We start from the raw sequence: 15,837 nt of genomic DNA, 5'->3' as shown, positions 1-15,837 counted from the left end.
ACGCGGCCTGTCAGACCCGCTTGTTGGCGAGCGTGGCCCGCTTTTGCCAGACCGCGAGGCAATCCAGCCCGCAAAAATGGTGAACGTAATCCTGAACGTCGCTCACTTTGACCGAGTCTGCCGGGACATCCTTGAGGCAGATCTCGCAACTGAATACCGTGCAGGCCTCTTCATCGGCACATTGCATCAAAAGGCCGCCTGCCGGGGTGCGATGACGTGTATCCATTGCAGCCTCCTTCCGGCCCGAAACACACCCTATCAGTGTAGATTCTCGCCACCGGCTTACAAGCTGGCGGCGATCCGGGACATCCTCGGCTGCGATTTTTCACAGTGTTATTTGATGGGCCGGGCCATGCCGCCAGACACGCTGGCGGCATGGCTGCAAGAGTCCGGCTGGTCTCAGCCGTCAATCGCAGCGCAGCTTGAGCCCGCAGGCTGAACCGCTGCGGCGGCTCAGCCCGCCAGACTCAGCACATCCGTTTTTTCAGGTAAGCGGCGAACTCTTCGCTGACTTCGGCGTGCTTCAGCGCATATTCCACCGTGGCCTGCAGGTAGCCGAACTTGCTGCCGCAGTCGTAGCGAATGCCGTCGAATGCGTAAGCCAGCACCTGCTGCTCTTTCAGCAAGGCGGCAATGGCGTCGGTGAGCTGCAGTTCGCCGCCGGCGCCCGGCTTGAGCTGCTGGATATGGTGAAAAATGCGCGGCGTGAGGATGTAGCGACCGACCACGCCCAGATTGGACGGGGCGTCTTCGGGCTTGGGTTTCTCGACGATGGCATTGACGCGCGACACGCGCTCGGCCATCGGGGTCGCATCCACGATGCCGTAGGACGCCGTCTCCTCGGGCGCCACGGTCTGCACGCCGAGCACCGAGCACTGGTAATAACCATATTGATCGACCATCTGCTTCATCACCGCCGGTTTGCCGTCGAGCAGGTCGTCGGCCAGGATGACCGCAAAGGGTTCGTTCCCCACCACCGGCTGGGCGCACAGCACGGCATGCCCCAGCCCCAGGGCTTCCGCCTGGCGGATATAGATGAAGTTGATGCCTGCCGGACGGATCGACTGCACCAGTTCCAGCACGCGCTTCTTGCCGCGCGCTTCGAGCTCGGTTTCCAGTTCGTAGGCCTTGTCGAAATGATCTTCTACCGTGCGCTTGGTGCGGCTGCTGATGAAAATGATGTCGGTGATGCCCGCATCCATGGCCTCTTCAACGGCATACTGGATCAGCGGCTTGTCGACGATGGGCAGCATTTCCTTGGGACTGGCCTTGGTGGCCGGCAAAAAACGCGTGCCCAGACCGGCTACGGGAAATACGGCTTTTCTGACTGTTTGCATGACTCTTCCCTGTGTTTCTTGGTTTTAAAAATTCAGCGTGAATTGCCCGGGAGCTTCATCGGCGGCCAGCAACGCCAGCAAGCCGGCCTCATCCAGTATGACGACGCCCAGCTCGCGCGCCTTGTCCAGCTTGCTGCCTGCCTCGGCACCCGCCACCACGTAATCCGTTTTCTTCGACACCGAACCTGCCACTTTGCCGCCGGCGGCCTCGATCCGCTCCTTCGCCGCATCGCGCGTCAGCGTGGGCAAACTGCCCGTCAGCACCAGCGTCTTGCCGGCCAGCATACCGGCCGATTGTTGCACGCCGGTTGATTCGGACCAATGCACGCCGGCGCCGCGCAATATGGCGATCACCTCGCGGTTATGCGGTTCGGCGAAGAACTGCAGGATGGACTCCGCGACGATCGGCCCGACATCCCGTACCGCCAGCAAGCCGGCTGCGTCGGCGGCCATCAGCGCATTCAGCGAACCGAAATGGCGTGCCAGATCCTTGGCGGTGGTCTCCCCCACGTTACGGATACCCAGAGCAAAAATAAAGCGCGCGAGCGTGGTGGTCTTGCTGGTTTCGACGGCGGCGAGCAGATTGGCTGCCGATTTTTCGGCCATGCGGTCCAACCCGGCGAGCGTGTCGAGGCTCAGACCATACACGTCGGCCGGCGTGTGCAGCAGGCCGCGCTCGACCAGTTGCTCGACCAGCTTGTCGCCCAGCCCCTCGATATCCATCGCGCGGCGGCCGGCGAAATGCAGCAGCGCCTGCCTGCGCTGCGCCGGGCACACCAGGCCGCCGGTACAGCGCGCCGCTGCCTCGCCTTCGAGCCGCACCACGTGCGAACCGCACTCCGGGCAAACCGGGCAGGTTTGCAGAATATCGAAACGCGGCGGCGCGGGCTGCGGGCGCCGCTCCGGTACGGACGCGACGACTTCCGGAATCACGTCGCCTGCGCGCCGCACGATCACGGTATCGCCAACGCGCACATCCTTGCGGTCGATCTCGTCCTGATTGTGCAGCGTGGCGTTGGTCACGGTCACCCCGCCGACGAATACCGGCGCCAGCCGCGCCACCGGCGTCAGCTTGCCGGTGCGCCCCACCTGCACGTCGATGCCGAGCACCGTGGTGAGCGCCTCCTGCGCAGGATATTTGTGTGCCACCGCCCAGCGCGGCTCGCGCGTGACGAAGCCCAGCTGGCGCTGCAAGTCGAAGCGGTTGACCTTGTACACCACGCCGTCGATGTCGAACGGCAGCTGGTCGCGGCGAGCCGCGATGTCGTCGTGAAATTGAATCAGGGCTGCCGCGCCCTGCCCGGTGATGCGCTCGGCGCAAACGAGAACCCCCATCTGCTCCAGCGCCGCCAGTGTCTTGCTGTGGGTGTCGGGCGCACCGTGCCAGCCCTGCACTTCACCCAGGCCATAGGCAAAAAAGGACAAGGGACGCTGCGCGGCGAGCCTGGGATCGAGCTGGCGGATGCTGCCGGCTGCGCCATTGCGCGGATTCACCAGCGTGGGTTTGCCCGCATCGCGCTGCCGGGCGTTGTAGCGTTCGAAATCGTCGCGCCGCATGAACACCTCACCGCGTACTTCGAGCACGGCAGGCAAGGCATCGCCGACGAGGCGCAGCGGAATGGCATGCACGGTGCGAATGTTCTGCGTCACGTCCTCGCCGGTTTCGCCGTCGCCACGCGTGGCGGCCTGCACCAGCAGGCCATGTTCGTAACGCAGGTTGATCGCAAAGCCATCGAATTTCAGTTCGGCCGCATACTCGACTGGCGGATCGGACTCGGCCAGTTCCAGCTCCTTGCGCACCCGCGTATCGAATGCCTGCGCACCGCTGGCCTCGGTATCGGTTTCGGTACGGATCGACAGCATCGGCACCACATGCCGCACTTTGGGGAAGGCGTCGAGCGGCGTGCCGCCAACGCGCTGGGTGGGTGAGTCGGGCGTCAGCAGTTCCGGATGATCGGCTTCGAGCGCCTGCAGTTCGCGAAACAGGCGATCGTATTCCGCGTCTGGAATCGTCGGCTGATCGAGTACGTAATAAGCGTGATTATGGCGTTCGATTTCCCGACGCAGCGCAGTCACGCGCGCCAGCACGTCGGGCGAAGCCATCAGGAAAACAGACGCAGCGCCCGCCGGGAGCCGGATGGAACGCCGCGCGCTTCCATGCGTTCGTAGATGTGCGCAAGCTGCGTGCGGATTTTTTCAATGCCGGTGTCGGTCAGCGGACGCAGATTGTCGTCCACCAGGATCCCACCGACTTCGTTGGCCAGCTTGCGGCCAAACGCCACCATGCCGTCGAACACTTTGAGCCCGTCGGGCACGCGCGGCACGTCGAATTGCAGGGTCACGCCCTGCGAGGTTTGCCCCTCGACCACTTCGTTGCTGAAGGGCTCGGCATCGTGGTTGCACAAGGCGTAAAGCTGTTCGCTGCGGCTGTCGAGCAGCTGGAACACGCCATCCATCCCCAGCACCATGCCGCTGCCTTCGGCCTCGCGCACGATGCGGGTCAGGTTCACCGCGCCTTCGCCACGCGCCACCACGTTCAGGCCGATCAAGACGTCGACGTCGACGCAGAAACGGTCGATCGCCTGCGCCCGTTCCAGCGCCTCGACCACGTCGTCGCAGGCGATGCGCAGGCCGTGGTTCTGTGCCAGGGTCTGCATCATTTCGCACAGGCCCGTGAGTTGCTCTTCCAGCACCGCGCCATTGCGGTCGGCGAGCTGCATGGTGACAACCAGCTGCTGGTAATGCAGGTCGCGCCATGGCTGGACTTCTTCCCATTGCGTCGCGCCCACCGGCACGCCGATCCAGCGCACGCTCTTGCCCAGGGTGCGGGTGTGGCTGAATGCGTCGGCCAGTGCATTGGCCTGCACGCCGTCACTGCCGAGACGAATGCGGTATTCGATCAGTTCGTCGTAGGGTGCAACCGCGATCGGAGCGGCGGCACTGGCTGGCTGCGCCGAAACTTCGGCGGCGGCGCGCATGACATGCGCCATGTCGTCGGCAGCCGTCGTCGCAGCGCTCGTTGGTACAGGATTGCTGTCGATGTGCAAATGCGGCTCTTGGGCTTCGGCCAGGTCGTGTGCATCGTTTGCATCGAATGCGGGCTCGACCCGCTTGTGCGGGTCACGCGCAGACGGGGCGCTGCCGGGTTGCATCAGCACATCCGCGACCGGCGACTCGAACGCGGCATTCGCCTGGTTGCGGAAGCGCCGTTCCTGAAACCAGTTGAACGCCAGTATTGCCACCACGATGGCCGCGCCGATCGCCAACAAGCTGATTTGCAAATCACTCATGCGTTTTTCCAGACTGAACCGAATGGGCCGGCACCACGCGGATGAACCACTCGTCCGCCGCGATCATGCCCAATTCATTGCGCGCGCGCTCTTCAATCGCGTCACGCCCCTGTTTGAGGTCTCCCAACTCGGCGAGCAAACCGGCATTGCGCGCTTGCAGACGCTGATTCAATGCCTGCTGGATGTCGATTTCCCGAGCGCGCTCCCGCACGCTCAACCAGCCGCCCGCCCCCAGCCACAGCGGGTATTGCAACAACACGATCGCGGCAGCCAGCGCCCAGGTCAGCCCCTGGCTGCGTACACGCGCGGCAAAGCCGCTCGCGCTGAAATTAGCCGCGCTGGCGGAACGCATCACGCCCAGGGTAGCTTGCCGTGTCGCCGAGTTCTTCTTCGATGCGCAGCAGCTGGTTGTACTTGGCCATGCGGTCGGAACGCGACAGCGAACCGGTCTTGATCTGGCGCGCATTGGTGGCGACGGCCAGATCGGCAATGGTTGTGTCCTCGGTTTCGCCCGAGCGATGCGAGATCACTGCGGTGTAGCCGGCCTGCTTGGCCATTTCGATGGCCTGAAAGGTTTCCGAGAGGGTGCCGATCTGATTGACCTTGATCAGGATCGAGTTGGCGATGCCCTTCTCGATGCCTTCCTTGAGGATTTTGGCGTTGGTGACGAAAAGATCGTCGCCCACCAGCTGCACGCGCGCGCCGAGCTTTTCGGTGTGGACCTTCCAGCCGTCCCAGTCGCCTTCGGCCATACCGTCCTCGATGCTGATCAGCGGGTATTTGTCGCACCAGGCCGCAAGATAATCGGTCAACTGCGCCGATGTCAGCTTCAGGCCTTCGGATTCGAGATGGTAGAGGCCATCCTTGTAAAACTCGGAGGCAGCGCAATCGACGCCGATGGCGACATCGATACCGGGCTGCAGGCCGGCTTTTTCGATGGCCTGCACGATCAGCTTCAGCGCCGCCTCGTGCGATTCCAGGTTGGGGGCAAAGCCGCCTTCGTCGCCCACGGTCGTCGCCATGCCGGCGTCGTCGAGCAGTTTCTTCAGCGCATGAAACACTTCGGCGCCGTAGCGCAGCGCTTCACGGAAGCTCGGCGCACCGACCGGAATGATCATGAATTCCTGCATGTCGATGTTGTTGTTGGCATGCGCACCGCCGTTGATGATGTTCATCATCGGCACCGGCATGGCCATCGGCGCTGCGCCGCCGAGATAGCGATACAAAGGCAGGCCGGCCTGTTCGGCGGCGGCGCGCGCGCACGCCATCGACACAGCGAGCAGCGCATTGGCGCCCAGACGCGACTTGTTCTCGGTGCCGTCGAGCTCGATCATGGTCTGATCGATGAAGGCCTGATCTTCGACGTCGAGGCCGATGATGGCTTCGCAAATTTCGGTGTTGACGTGTTCGACGGCGTTCAGCACGCCCTTGCCGAGATAACGGGACTTGTCGCCGTCACGCAATTCGATGGCTTCGCGGCTGCCGGTGGATGCGCCGGACGGCACGGCGGCACGCCCCATCACGCCGGACTCCAGCAGCACGTCGACTTCTACAGTGGGATTGCCGCGAGAGTCGAGAATTTCCCGGGCGATGACATCAATGATTGCGCTCAATTTATTTCCTTAGATTCCAGATAAGAGAACGATAGTGGTCACGCGACCCCCCGTCCCTCCGTTCAGACTTTCATTATTTTGTGTTCAATAAATCCGCGCTGTTTCACCAGCACGTCGATTTCTTTCAGGGTTTCCAGCAGTTCTTTCATCATGTCGAGCGGCCAGGCATTGGGGCCGTCCGACAGCGCGCAAGCCGGGTTCGGATGCGTTTCGGCAAAGACACCCGCCACGCCCACCGCCACCGCCGCGCGCGCCAGCACCGGCACGAATTCGCGCTGGCCGCCGCTGGTGGCGCCCTGCCCGCCAGGCTGCTGCACCGAGTGGGTGGCGTCGAACACCACCGGGCACTGCGTGCCACGCATGATCGCCAGGCCACGCATATCGGACACCAGCGTGTTGTAACCGAAGCTCACGCCACGCTCGCACACCATGATCTGCTCGTTGCCGACTGCGCGCGCTTTGTCGACGACGTTCTGCATATCCCACGGCGCCAGAAACTGGCCCTTCTTGATATTGACCGGCAAGCCGACGCGCGCAACGTTCTGGATGAAATTGGTCTGGCGGCACAAAAACGCCGGCGTTTGCAGCACGTCCACCACCGCCGCCACTTCATTCAGGGGCGTGTCTTCGTGCACGTCGGTCAGCACCGGCACGCCGATTTTCGCTTTCACCTCGGACAGGATGCGCAGACCTTCTTCGACCCCCAGACCACGAAACGACTGGGTCGACGAGCGGTTGGCCTTGTCGAACGACGATTTGTAGATGAACGGAATGTCCAGCGCGGCGCACATTTCCTTCAGCGCACCGGCTGTATCCATCGCCAGTTGCTCGGATTCGATGACGCAGGGGCCGGCAATCAGGAACAGCGGCTTGTCCAATCCAGCTTCAAAGTGACAGAGCTTCATGCACGCTTCTCCTGTTGGTGAGTCAGTGCGGCTTGTACAAAGGCGATGAACAGCGGATGGCCGGTGCGCGGATTGCTGGTGAATTCGGGATGGAACTGGCAGCCCACGAACCAGGGATGCACCGATTGCGGCAACTCGACCATTTCGCACAAATCGGTTCCCGGTGCGCGACCCGCCACCACCAGGCCCTTGGCCTCGAGTTCGGCGAGCAGCGTGTTGTTGACTTCGTAACGGTGGCGATGGCGCTCGGTAATGTCGGCTGCGCCATACACTTCGCGCGCCAGGGTACCTTCCTTCAGGTTGCAGGGCTGGCCGCCCAGACGCATGGTGCCGCCCAGATCGGACTGTTCGCTGCGGGTTTCGATCTGGCCACCGCGGTCCAGCCATTCGGTGATGAGGCCGATGACCGGATGCGTGGTGGCGGCGTCGAATTCGGTGGAGTGCGCATCGGCCATGCCCGCGACATCGCGCGCATATTCGACCACCGCGAGCTGCATGCCCAGACAGATACCGAGATACGGCACTTTGTTTTCGCGCGCGTAGCGGATCGCGGCAATCTTGCCTTCGACGCCGCGCTTGCCAAAACCGCCGGGCACCAGGATCGCGTCCATGTCCTTCAGGCTGCCGGTGCCGGATTGCTCGATCTGTTCCGAATCGATGTAGTGAATCTTCACCTTGCTGAGGGTATGCATGCCGGCGTGGATCATCGACTCCGACAGCGATTTGTAGGACTCGGTGAGATCGACATACTTGCCGACGAAGGCGATGTTGACGGTGTGTTTGGGGTGTTCCAGCGCGTTGACCAGCTTTTTCCAGATGGTCAGATCGGCCGCGCGCGCCAGGATATTGAGTTTGTGGCAGACGATCTCGTCCAGCATCTGGTCGTGCAGCATTGCCGGGATCTTGTAGATCGAGTCGGAATCCAGCATCTGGATCACCGCTTCCGGCCGCACATTGGTGAACAGCGCAATCTTGCGGCGCTCGTCGACCGGGATTTCGCGGTCGGCACGGCACAGCAGGATGTCGGGCTGGATGCCGATTTCACGCAGCTCCTTGACCGAATGCTGGGTCGGCTTGGTTTTCAGCTCGCCTGCGGTGGGAATGTAGGGCAGCAGCGTCAGATGGATGAAGCAGGTATTTTCCGGACCATCTTCAAAGCCCATCTGGCGGATGGCCTCGAGGAAGGGCAGCGATTCGATGTCGCCCACCGTGCCGCCGATTTCCACCATCGCCACGTCGGAGCCTTCAGCGCCGGCGCGGATCGAGGCCTTGATCTCGTCGGTGATGTGCGGAATGACCTGCACGGTGCCGCCGAGATAATCGCCGCGCCGCTCCTTGTCGATCACCGACTTGTAGATCTGGCCGGTCGTGAAATTGTTGCGTTTACCCATCTTCGCGCTGGAAAAGCGCTCGTAATGGCCCAGGTCGAGGTCGGTTTCCGCACCATCGTCGGTCACGAACACCTCGCCGTGCTGGAACGGGCTCATGGTGCCGGGATCGACGTTGATGTACGGGTCGAGCTTTAACAGGGTGACACGGATGCCGCGCGATTCGAGCAGCGCAGCGAGTGAGGCGGAGGCGATCCCTTTCCCGAGGGAAGAAACCACTCCACCAGTGACAAACACATACTTCGTCATTTTACTAAGCGGGGGCGGGTGATGACGGATTCTACTCCATCACCCATGATGGCTCAATGACGATGCAGTTGAACGGCCGACATCGGTGCGATTTATTGCGGAATCTGCTGCAGCGGCTTGACCGGGTTGGTATGCACGCCGATGTCCTCGATCTCACGCACGCTGCTGACAAAATGGTTGGTTTCGCCATAGCAGGTGGTGGGGATGCCACGGTGCTCTTCATAGTAAACGACGATACGCTTGCCTGCCAGCGCATTCAGCTGCCTGGCCACCGCCGCGTCCTTGACCGTGAAATTCCACAGTACCGGCGCTACCCCCGGCACGGTGGTCATGGCCAGTTCGCCTTCGTAGGTCTTGCACAACCAGCCCTTGTGCGAGAACCGTTGCAGATACCCGGCACGCTCGCCTTCGGAATACGACCAGTTCAGTACAAACGCCAGATAAAGCGCGAAAAGCAGCAGTGGCAGCCCGGCCAGCCACACAATCCATTTCAGTCCGCTCTTGCGTGGGCTCGTCGTCGGTGCCTGCATGTCATCTCCCTGATAAGGCCGACAAAATATCACGCCAGCGCGAGGCGTTGCCAGGTTGCTACCACGCTATCCGGATTGAGCGAAAGCGAGCCAATGCCCTGCGCCACCAGCCAGTCGGCCAGATCGGGATGATCGCTCGGCCCTTGGCCACAGATGCCGATATATTTGCCGTGTCGCTTGCAGGCGGAAATCGCCTCGGCGAGTAGCTTTTTCACCGCCGGATTGCGTTCATCGAAGCCGCCGGCGACCAGACCGGAATCGCGGTCGATGCCGAGGGTCAGCTGGGTGAGATCGTTGCTGCCGATGGAGAAGCCATCGACGTACTGCAGGAAGTCATCGGCCAGCAACACGTTGGACGGTATCTCGCACATCATGATCAGGCGCAGGCCGTTTTCGCTGCGCTTGAGGCCGTTGGCCGCCAGCAAGTCGACCACGGCTGCGCATTCCTCCAGCGTGCGCACGAAGGGAATCATCACTTCGACATTGTCGAATCCCATGGTCTCGCGCACCTGCTTCAGCGCGCGGCACTCCAGCACGAATGCCGGGCGGAACAGCGCCGACACATAACGCGCCGCGCCGCGCAGGCCCAGCATGGGATTTTCTTCCTTCGGCTCGTAGCGCTCCCCGCCCAGCAGGTTGGCGTATTCGTTGGACTTGAAGTCCGACAGGCGCACGATCACCGGCTGCGGCCAGAATGCCGCCGCCAGGGTGGAAATACCCTCGGCCAGCTTGTCGACATAGAACGACACCGGATCGGCATAGCCGGCGATGCGCTGATCGATTTCATCGCGCAGTGCCGGCGTCTGGTTGGCGTATTCCAGCAGCGCCAGCGGATGCACGCCGATCATGCGCGCGATGATGAATTCCAGCCGTGCCAGCCCGACGCCATGATTGGGGATCTGCGCGAACTCGAAGGCGCGCTCGGGGTTGCCGACGTTCATCATCAATTTCACGGGCGGCTGCGGCAGTGTCCCGCTCGCCAGCATCTCCACCGAGAACGGCAACTGGCCGGCGTAGACAAACCCGGTATCGCCCTCGGCGCACGACACCGTCACCATTTCGCCGTCTTGCAATACGGTGGTCGCATCGCCCGCACCCACTACCGCGGGAATGCCCAGTTCGCGCGCCACGATCGCCGCATGGCAGGTGCGCCCGCCGCGGTTGGTGACGATCGCCGCGGCGCGCTTCATCACCGGCTCCCAGTCGGGGTCGGTCATGTCGCTCACCAGCACGTCGCCCGATTGCACCCGCTCCATTTCCGCCGGGCTGGCCACAATCCGCACCCTGCCGGCGCCGATTTTCTGGCCAATGGCGCGACCGCTGATGCGCACCGTGCCGGACGCTTCCAGCACGTAGCGCTCCCCGCCGCCCTGAACGCGGGTCTTCACCGTTTCGGGTCGCGCCTGCACGATGAACAGCTCGCCGGTCTCGCCGTCCTTGGCCCACTCGATATCCATCGGGTGACCATAATGCTGCTCGATCGCCATCGCCTGGCGCGCCAGTTCCAGCACCTCGGCATCGGCCAGCGAGAAACGCCGGCGCAGTGCCAGGGGCGTGTCCTCGACCCGCGTCACACCGTCGTGCCAGACCATGCGAACCGCCTTTTCGCCCAGCTCGCGCCGCACCACGGCAGGAAACCCCCGGGCCAGCATCGGCTTGTGCACATAAAATTCGTCGGGATTGACCGCACCCTGCACTACCGTTTCACCCAGCCCATAGGCCGCCGTAATGAACACCGCATCGCGGAAACCGGATTCGGTGTCGAGCGTGAACATCACGCCGGCGCTGGCACTGTCCGAACGCACCATGCGCTGCACCCCCGCCGACAGCGCCACCCCGCCATGGGCGTATCCATGGTGTACACGATAGGCAATCGCGCGATCGTTGTAGAGCGAAGCAAAGACTTTTTTCACATGCGCGAGCAAGGCCACCTCTCCGCACACATGCAGGTAGGTATCCTGCTGGCCGGCAAACGAGGCGTCGGGCAAGTCCTCGGCGGTTGCGGATGAGCGCACTGCCACCGACACCTCGTCTCCCAGCGCGCGATAGGCTGCACGCAGGCCTGCCTCCAGCAGAGGCGGCAAAACAACCGCTTCCACCCAGGCGCGAATCTGCGCACCGGCCGCAGCCAGCGCCGTCACATCCGCCACATCGAGCGCATCCAGCCGCGCCTGAATGCGCGCGTGCAAATCGTTGTGATCGAGCACATCCCAGAACGCTTGCGCCGTGGTGGCAAAGCCGCCCGGCACCTTGACACCTGCGCCGGCCAGATGGGCGATCATCTCGCCGAGCGAAGCATTTTTGCCGCCCACGCGCGGTACGTCGGCCATCGATAAGGCCTCCAGCGGAACGATATAGTCAGCCATGTTGCGCGCGCTCAAGTCCTGCATCATTCACTCCTTCCCGGTTCATCGTGGCACTGCGTGCAGGCGACAGAGGACCGCCTGGGTGTTCTGCCTTCGAGTTTAGACGTTATTGGCTGCCCAGATTCTGCAAGGCTCCACCCTGACCGACTCGCATTCATAAAAATCCATCCGCCCCTGTTTTTCGCCGAATCAAAGCCGTTAAGCGTTGACTCTCGTCATTTTTTGCATATCGACACGTCTGTCCTTGCCCTGATCAAGCGTCATGCCAGCACAAACCGAGACCGCGTCACACCCTGTTCGCCCGGCCGCCTGGCGCGCCGCGTTATTTGCCGGGTTTGTCGTACAGCTTTTGCTCATTCTGTTCGTCACGATGATCGGACTGCGGCAGCTGGGCGTCACCACCGACAATCTCAATCGGGTTGTCGACGTGCACATGCGCAAGCAGAACATCACCAAGACGTTGTTGAGTATCGCGCGCGAGCGCACGTTGATCATGCTCACCCTGAGCAAAATCGGGGACCCTTTCGAACGGGACGAACTGCTCACCCGTTTCAACGAAAAAGGGGCGGAGTATGCGGTGGCCCGCCAGGCCCTGCAGGACATGCCCTTGAATGAGCGGGAACGCAAACTGATCCTGCGCCAGCAAAAACTAGTCAAGATCGCCCAGCCCATCCAATCACAAGTCATCGACCTGATCAGCAGCGAGCACAACCTGGAGGCGGAAAAACTTGCCATCTCCCGCGTTATTCCCATGCAGAACAAGGTACTGGCCGTGTTGTTCCAACTCGACGTCGAAACCCAGCGCGTTGCACTGGACGCCAGCCGCAAGGCCTATGAAGCGCAAAAGGTGGCGCGTTTCTGGATGTATCTGCTGTGTGGCGCAGCCCTGCTGGTGGGCGTGATCGTGTCCGCTGTGGTGCTGCGCTACACCACGCGCATCAGCCGTGAGCGCGAACACCTGGCCATTCACGACGCGCTGACCGGCCTGCCCAATCGTCGCCTGCTGTTGGAATGCCTTGAACAGGCGCTGGCCCACGCGAGGCGGCACAAGACCCTGATAGGCGTGCTGTTTATCGACCTCGACAATTTCAAGCGCGTCAACGACACCCTCGGCCATGCGGTCGGCGACCAGCTCATCTGCAACGTAGCCAAACGCCTGCGGGCTACCGTACGCGCCGAAGACATCGTCGCACGGCTGGGCGGCGATGAATTTGTTGTCGTCATCAGCGATGTGAACGAGGTCACGCAGGTCCTGCAACTGGTGGACAAGATCCTCGCAGTCATGGTGGCGCCTTATCAGATCTCCGAACGCGAACTGTTCAACAGCTGCAGCATCGGCATCGGCATGTATCCGACCGACGGCCTCAATTCCAGCGACTTGCTGAAAAACGCCGACACCGCGATGTACCACGCCAAGAGCAGTGGCAAAAACCGCTACCACCTGTATGACGCCGCCATGAACGCCATGGCCGAGGAAAGGCTGCAGCTCGACACCGACCTGCACTATGCGCTGGAGCGCAATGAGTTCGTCTTCTATTACCAGCCCCAGGTCAACCTCGACAGCGGACGCACCGATACCGTCGAAGCCTTGATCCGCTGGAACCATCCGGTCAGGGGCCTGCTCAGCCCAGCCGCTTTCCTCGACATGCTGGAAGACACCGGCGAAATCATCCCGGTCGGACGCAAGCTGCTCAACACGGCCTGCGCCCAGACTGCGCGCTGGCATGCGGCGGGATTCAACGAACTGTCTGTCGCCATCAATGTGTCCAGCAAGGAGTTCTGGCACAAGGACTTGCTCGCCCAGGTGGAAGCTGCGCTCGACCGATCCGGACTGCCGCCGCATTCCCTGCAACTGGAACTGACGGAAGGCATCTTGATGGGCGACATGGATGCCGCCTCCAGCAGAATCCTGGCCCTGAAAGCGCTGGGCGTCTCGATCGCCATCGACGATTTCGGCACCGGCTATTCATCGCTGGCGCATCTGAAACGGTTCCCGCTCGACCTTCTGAAAATCGACCGCTATTTCGTCAAGGACATTCGCCACGACTCGGTCAACGAAGCCCTCGTCAATTCGATTCTCGCCCTCTGCAAAGGCCTCAATCTCGACACCGTTGCCGAAGGGGTGGAGAACCGGAGCCAGCTCGACGTTCTGCGCAAGATCGGCTGCCCGGTCGTGCAAGGTTATTACATCAGCCGGCCCGTTCCTGCCGAACAAATCCTCTCGTTGCTGGAACGCGACTGGTCTCAGTTCTTCATCGATACCACCTGATCACCCACTGTCTGGACAAGCAGCCCACTCAACGGGCCGCCCGGTGTGCGCCTTTGCTCAAGTTTTGCTTCTGGCAACCGCTTTACCCGTCACAAAATTGCCAACATCCTCTCTATCGACGTCTTTTGCATCCCTCCAGGAGTCTCTATGCTTCACCCCAGCTCGCTTTCCCAGACACTTATCGCGGCGGCGCTCATGTGTCTGCCTCTGCTTTCGCATGGTGCTGACTACCGCTTTGGCGTGTTTGCCGGTAGCGCAAGCAAGGATAACCAGTCCGAGTTGCGCGAGGAATTCAAACCCCTGGCCGATTACCTCGCCAAGGAAACCGGTTCCAACATCAAACTGGAAATCAGCCAAAGCTTCAAGAACATGGAACGCCGCCTGAACAATGCGAGTCGCTTCGCTCTTCTGCTCGCCCCGGCCCAAGTCACCGCCGATGCAATTGAAGATGGCTACAACCCGGTCGCCAAGTGGAACAAGCCACTGTATGGATTGTTTGTGATCGCGGTGGACAAGCCGTATGGCAACATCGCCGCCCTCAAAGGCGCGCGACTTGGTCTTGCCTCACGCGACACGGCCGTCGGCCCCCTGTGCATGGATTCGCTCAGCAAGACCAAGCTGCGGACCGACCGCGACTTCGCCTCGGTTTACGAGGGCAAGTTCATGGACGTATTGACGAAGGAGCTCAAGACCAAGAGCCTGGATGCCATCTGCATCAGCCCCATCGCCTGGAAGACACTGAACGCTGAAGCCCCCGGCGCATTCAAGGTGCTGGGCGAGACTGCTCGCATTCCCGGGTTTGCGTTTAGCCTCGACAATGCCCTGTCGACCCAGGAAAAGAAAAGCCTGACAGCGGTACTGGCCAGCATCGGGGCCAAACCCGAAGGCAAGGCAGCGCTGGCGGCAATTACCGGATCGGCCAGCGGGGCAACCGCAACCCTGCCCGCCAGCAGCGCGGAATATACGAACGCCAACCGCCTGCTGGAACAAGGTAAACAGCTGTACGACCAGCAAATGCCCAAGTAAGCGGCAGTCTTGCTAAAAACACGGCCTCGATTAGAGGCCGTGTTTTCATCTGGCCAAGCAGTTATCGATGCCGTTGCCGCACCACCTCGAAAACCGCCACCGCCAACGCAGCAGACGCATTCAGCGACTCCACCCGACCAGGCATGGGAATCTGTGCGCACAGGCTTGCATGCGTGGTCACTGCCGGGGACACACCGCTGCCCTCGTTGCCCACGATCAAGGCCATCGGTCCCACACAATCCTGCGCATAAAAATCGTTGGCCTGCCCCAATGCCAGCGCGATGCTGCGGCCGGCAAAAGCATGCAGCCACACCGCCAGTTCCACGCCCAGCAGCATCGGCAGCACAAACTGCGCGCCCTGCCCACCGCGCAAGGCCTTGGGCGACCACGCGTCGTGGCAGCCCTTCGACAGCACGGCGAGCGTGGCCCCGGCCGCCGCGCCGCTGCGCAGCATGGAACCGAGGTTGCCCGGATCCTGTATGTCTTCCAGCACGATGACGAGCGGCGTGGCGTCGATGGCAGGCGGCGCAAGCCAGGCGGCCTCGGCCAGCATGCCGGTCGGCGTGGAAACCGGAGAGAGCGCGGCGAACAGCGCGTCGGGCAGCACGATGCGCTTGGCCTGCAGACAACGGGCAGCCAACGCTTCAAAAGTAGCGGCATCGAACGAAGTCGCACGCACCAGGGTATGCGGCTGGCCGCCGGCGTCGAGATACGCCGCCAGCAGATGCTCGCCGTCGAGCAAGGTCATCCTTGCTTCGCGCCGCGCGCGCGCGGATTCGGCCAGCTTCTTCAGCCGCTTGAAAATCGGGTTGTCGTGCGACGAAATGGGGGTTTCTGTCATCCGCCCAATTATCCGCGAATCGC

At 62.1% G+C, this 15,837-nt stretch carries 13 protein-coding genes; 2 read left to right on the top strand and 11 right to left on the bottom strand.

Annotated elements, in window-relative coordinates; translation table 11 throughout:
• Positions 1-10: 10 nt before the first annotated feature.
• The 10 genes from IV098_RS07230 to ppsA all read right to left on the bottom strand — a co-directional run bounded on the left by IV098_RS07230 (position 11) and on the right by ppsA (position 11,678).
• Positions 11-226 (bottom strand): DUF3330 domain-containing protein, encoded by a 216-nt coding sequence (locus IV098_RS07230; RefSeq protein WP_296887539.1) that lies wholly within the window; start codon positions 224-226, stop codon positions 11-13.
• A gap of 241 nt (positions 227-467) precedes the next feature.
• A complete protein-coding gene (gene galU / locus IV098_RS07225; protein ID WP_296887537.1) occupies positions 468-1,337 on the bottom strand; it encodes a UTP--glucose-1-phosphate uridylyltransferase GalU in 870 nt (289 codons plus the stop codon).
• A gap of 24 nt (positions 1,338-1,361) precedes the next feature.
• The gene (gene ligA, locus IV098_RS07220) at positions 1,362-3,440 is read right to left on the bottom strand and encodes an NAD-dependent DNA ligase LigA (RefSeq protein WP_296887536.1); all 2,079 of its coding nucleotides are present in this window, start codon (positions 3,438-3,440) and stop codon (positions 1,362-1,364) included.
• Positions 3,440-4,627 carry a cell division protein ZipA C-terminal FtsZ-binding domain-containing protein gene (locus tag IV098_RS07215; RefSeq protein ID WP_296887534.1) on the bottom strand — a complete coding sequence of 396 codons (1,188 nt, stop codon included), beginning with the start codon at positions 4,625-4,627 and terminating at the stop codon, positions 3,440-3,442. The genes ligA and IV098_RS07215 overlap by 1 nt, the downstream gene beginning before the upstream one ends.
• A complete protein-coding gene (ftsB, locus tag IV098_RS07210; RefSeq protein WP_296888148.1) occupies positions 4,620-4,979 on the bottom strand; it encodes a cell division protein FtsB in 360 nt (119 codons plus the stop codon). The genes IV098_RS07215 and ftsB overlap by 8 nt, the downstream gene beginning before the upstream one ends.
• Positions 4,957-6,240 (bottom strand): phosphopyruvate hydratase, encoded by a 1,284-nt coding sequence (gene eno / locus IV098_RS07205; RefSeq protein WP_296887532.1) that lies wholly within the window; start codon positions 6,238-6,240, stop codon positions 4,957-4,959. The genes ftsB and eno overlap by 23 nt, the downstream gene beginning before the upstream one ends.
• Before the next feature lie 62 nt (positions 6,241-6,302).
• Positions 6,303-7,145, bottom strand: a complete 843-nt coding sequence (kdsA, locus tag IV098_RS07200; protein WP_296887530.1) for a 3-deoxy-8-phosphooctulonate synthase — start codon at positions 7,143-7,145, stop codon at positions 6,303-6,305.
• Positions 7,142-8,782 (bottom strand): CTP synthase, encoded by a 1,641-nt coding sequence (locus IV098_RS07195; RefSeq protein ID WP_296887528.1) that lies wholly within the window; start codon positions 8,780-8,782, stop codon positions 7,142-7,144. Before IV098_RS07195 ends, kdsA begins: the two co-directional genes overlap by 4 nt.
• Positions 8,783-8,874: 92 nt before the next feature.
• Entirely contained in the window at positions 8,875-9,312 is a 438-nt protein-coding gene (locus tag IV098_RS07190) for a hypothetical protein (protein WP_296887526.1), read from the bottom strand.
• A 29-nt stretch (positions 9,313-9,341) separates the two neighbouring features.
• Positions 9,342-11,678, bottom strand: a complete 2,337-nt coding sequence (ppsA, locus tag IV098_RS07185) for a phosphoenolpyruvate synthase (protein ID WP_296888146.1) — start codon at positions 11,676-11,678, stop codon at positions 9,342-9,344.
• 262 nt (positions 11,679-11,940) lie between these two features.
• Here ppsA and IV098_RS07180 point away from each other — a divergent pair, with 262 nt between their 5' ends.
• Complete coding sequence (locus tag IV098_RS07180; RefSeq protein ID WP_296887524.1) at positions 11,941-13,947, top strand: EAL domain-containing protein; 2,007 nt, start codon at positions 11,941-11,943, stop codon at positions 13,945-13,947.
• A gap of 195 nt (positions 13,948-14,142) precedes the next feature.
• A complete protein-coding gene (locus tag IV098_RS07175) occupies positions 14,143-14,973 on the top strand; it encodes a PhnD/SsuA/transferrin family substrate-binding protein (protein ID WP_296887522.1) in 831 nt (276 codons plus the stop codon).
• Positions 14,974-15,034: 61 nt separating this feature from the next.
• Here the strand turns inward: IV098_RS07175 and IV098_RS07170 are convergent, their stop codons facing one another.
• Positions 15,035-15,814: an RNA methyltransferase gene (locus IV098_RS07170; RefSeq protein ID WP_296887520.1), complete on the bottom strand. Its 780-nt coding sequence runs from the start codon at positions 15,812-15,814 to the stop codon at positions 15,035-15,037.
• Positions 15,815-15,837 lie beyond the last annotated feature (23 nt).

The organism is Thiobacillus sp. (assembly GCF_018780105.1).
Lineage (GTDB): Bacteria > Pseudomonadota > Gammaproteobacteria > Burkholderiales > Thiobacillaceae > Thiobacillus.
The sequence above is the reverse complement of the archived record's forward strand: the minus strand, read 5'-3'. Positions and strand labels throughout refer to the sequence as shown.

Coding starts and splice junctions, on each gene's coding strand:
- ppsA (WP_296888146.1), bottom strand. CDS start 11,678: ATGGCTGACTATATCGTTCCGCTGGAGGCCTTATCGATGGCCGACGTA.
- IV098_RS07190 (WP_296887526.1), bottom strand. CDS start 9,312: ATGCAGGCACCGACGACGAGCCCACGCAAGAGCGGACTGAAATGGATT.
- IV098_RS07195 (WP_296887528.1), bottom strand. CDS start 8,782: ATGACGAAGTATGTGTTTGTCACTGGTGGAGTGGTTTCTTCCCTCGGG.
- IV098_RS07180 (WP_296887524.1), top strand. CDS start 11,941: ATGCCAGCACAAACCGAGACCGCGTCACACCCTGTTCGCCCGGCCGCC.
- IV098_RS07175 (WP_296887522.1), top strand. CDS start 14,143: ATGTGTCTGCCTCTGCTTTCGCATGGTGCTGACTACCGCTTTGGCGTG.
- IV098_RS07230 (WP_296887539.1), bottom strand. CDS start 226: ATGGATACACGTCATCGCACCCCGGCAGGCGGCCTTTTGATGCAATGT.
- kdsA (WP_296887530.1), bottom strand. CDS start 7,145: ATGAAGCTCTGTCACTTTGAAGCTGGATTGGACAAGCCGCTGTTCCTG.
- galU (WP_296887537.1), bottom strand. CDS start 1,337: ATGCAAACAGTCAGAAAAGCCGTATTTCCCGTAGCCGGTCTGGGCACG.
- IV098_RS07215 (WP_296887534.1), bottom strand. CDS start 4,627: ATGAGTGATTTGCAAATCAGCTTGTTGGCGATCGGCGCGGCCATCGTG.
- IV098_RS07170 (WP_296887520.1), bottom strand. CDS start 15,814: ATGACAGAAACCCCCATTTCGTCGCACGACAACCCGATTTTCAAGCGG.
- ftsB (WP_296888148.1), bottom strand. CDS start 4,979: ATGCGTTCCGCCAGCGCGGCTAATTTCAGCGCGAGCGGCTTTGCCGCG.
- ligA (WP_296887536.1), bottom strand. CDS start 3,440: ATGGCTTCGCCCGACGTGCTGGCGCGCGTGACTGCGCTGCGTCGGGAA.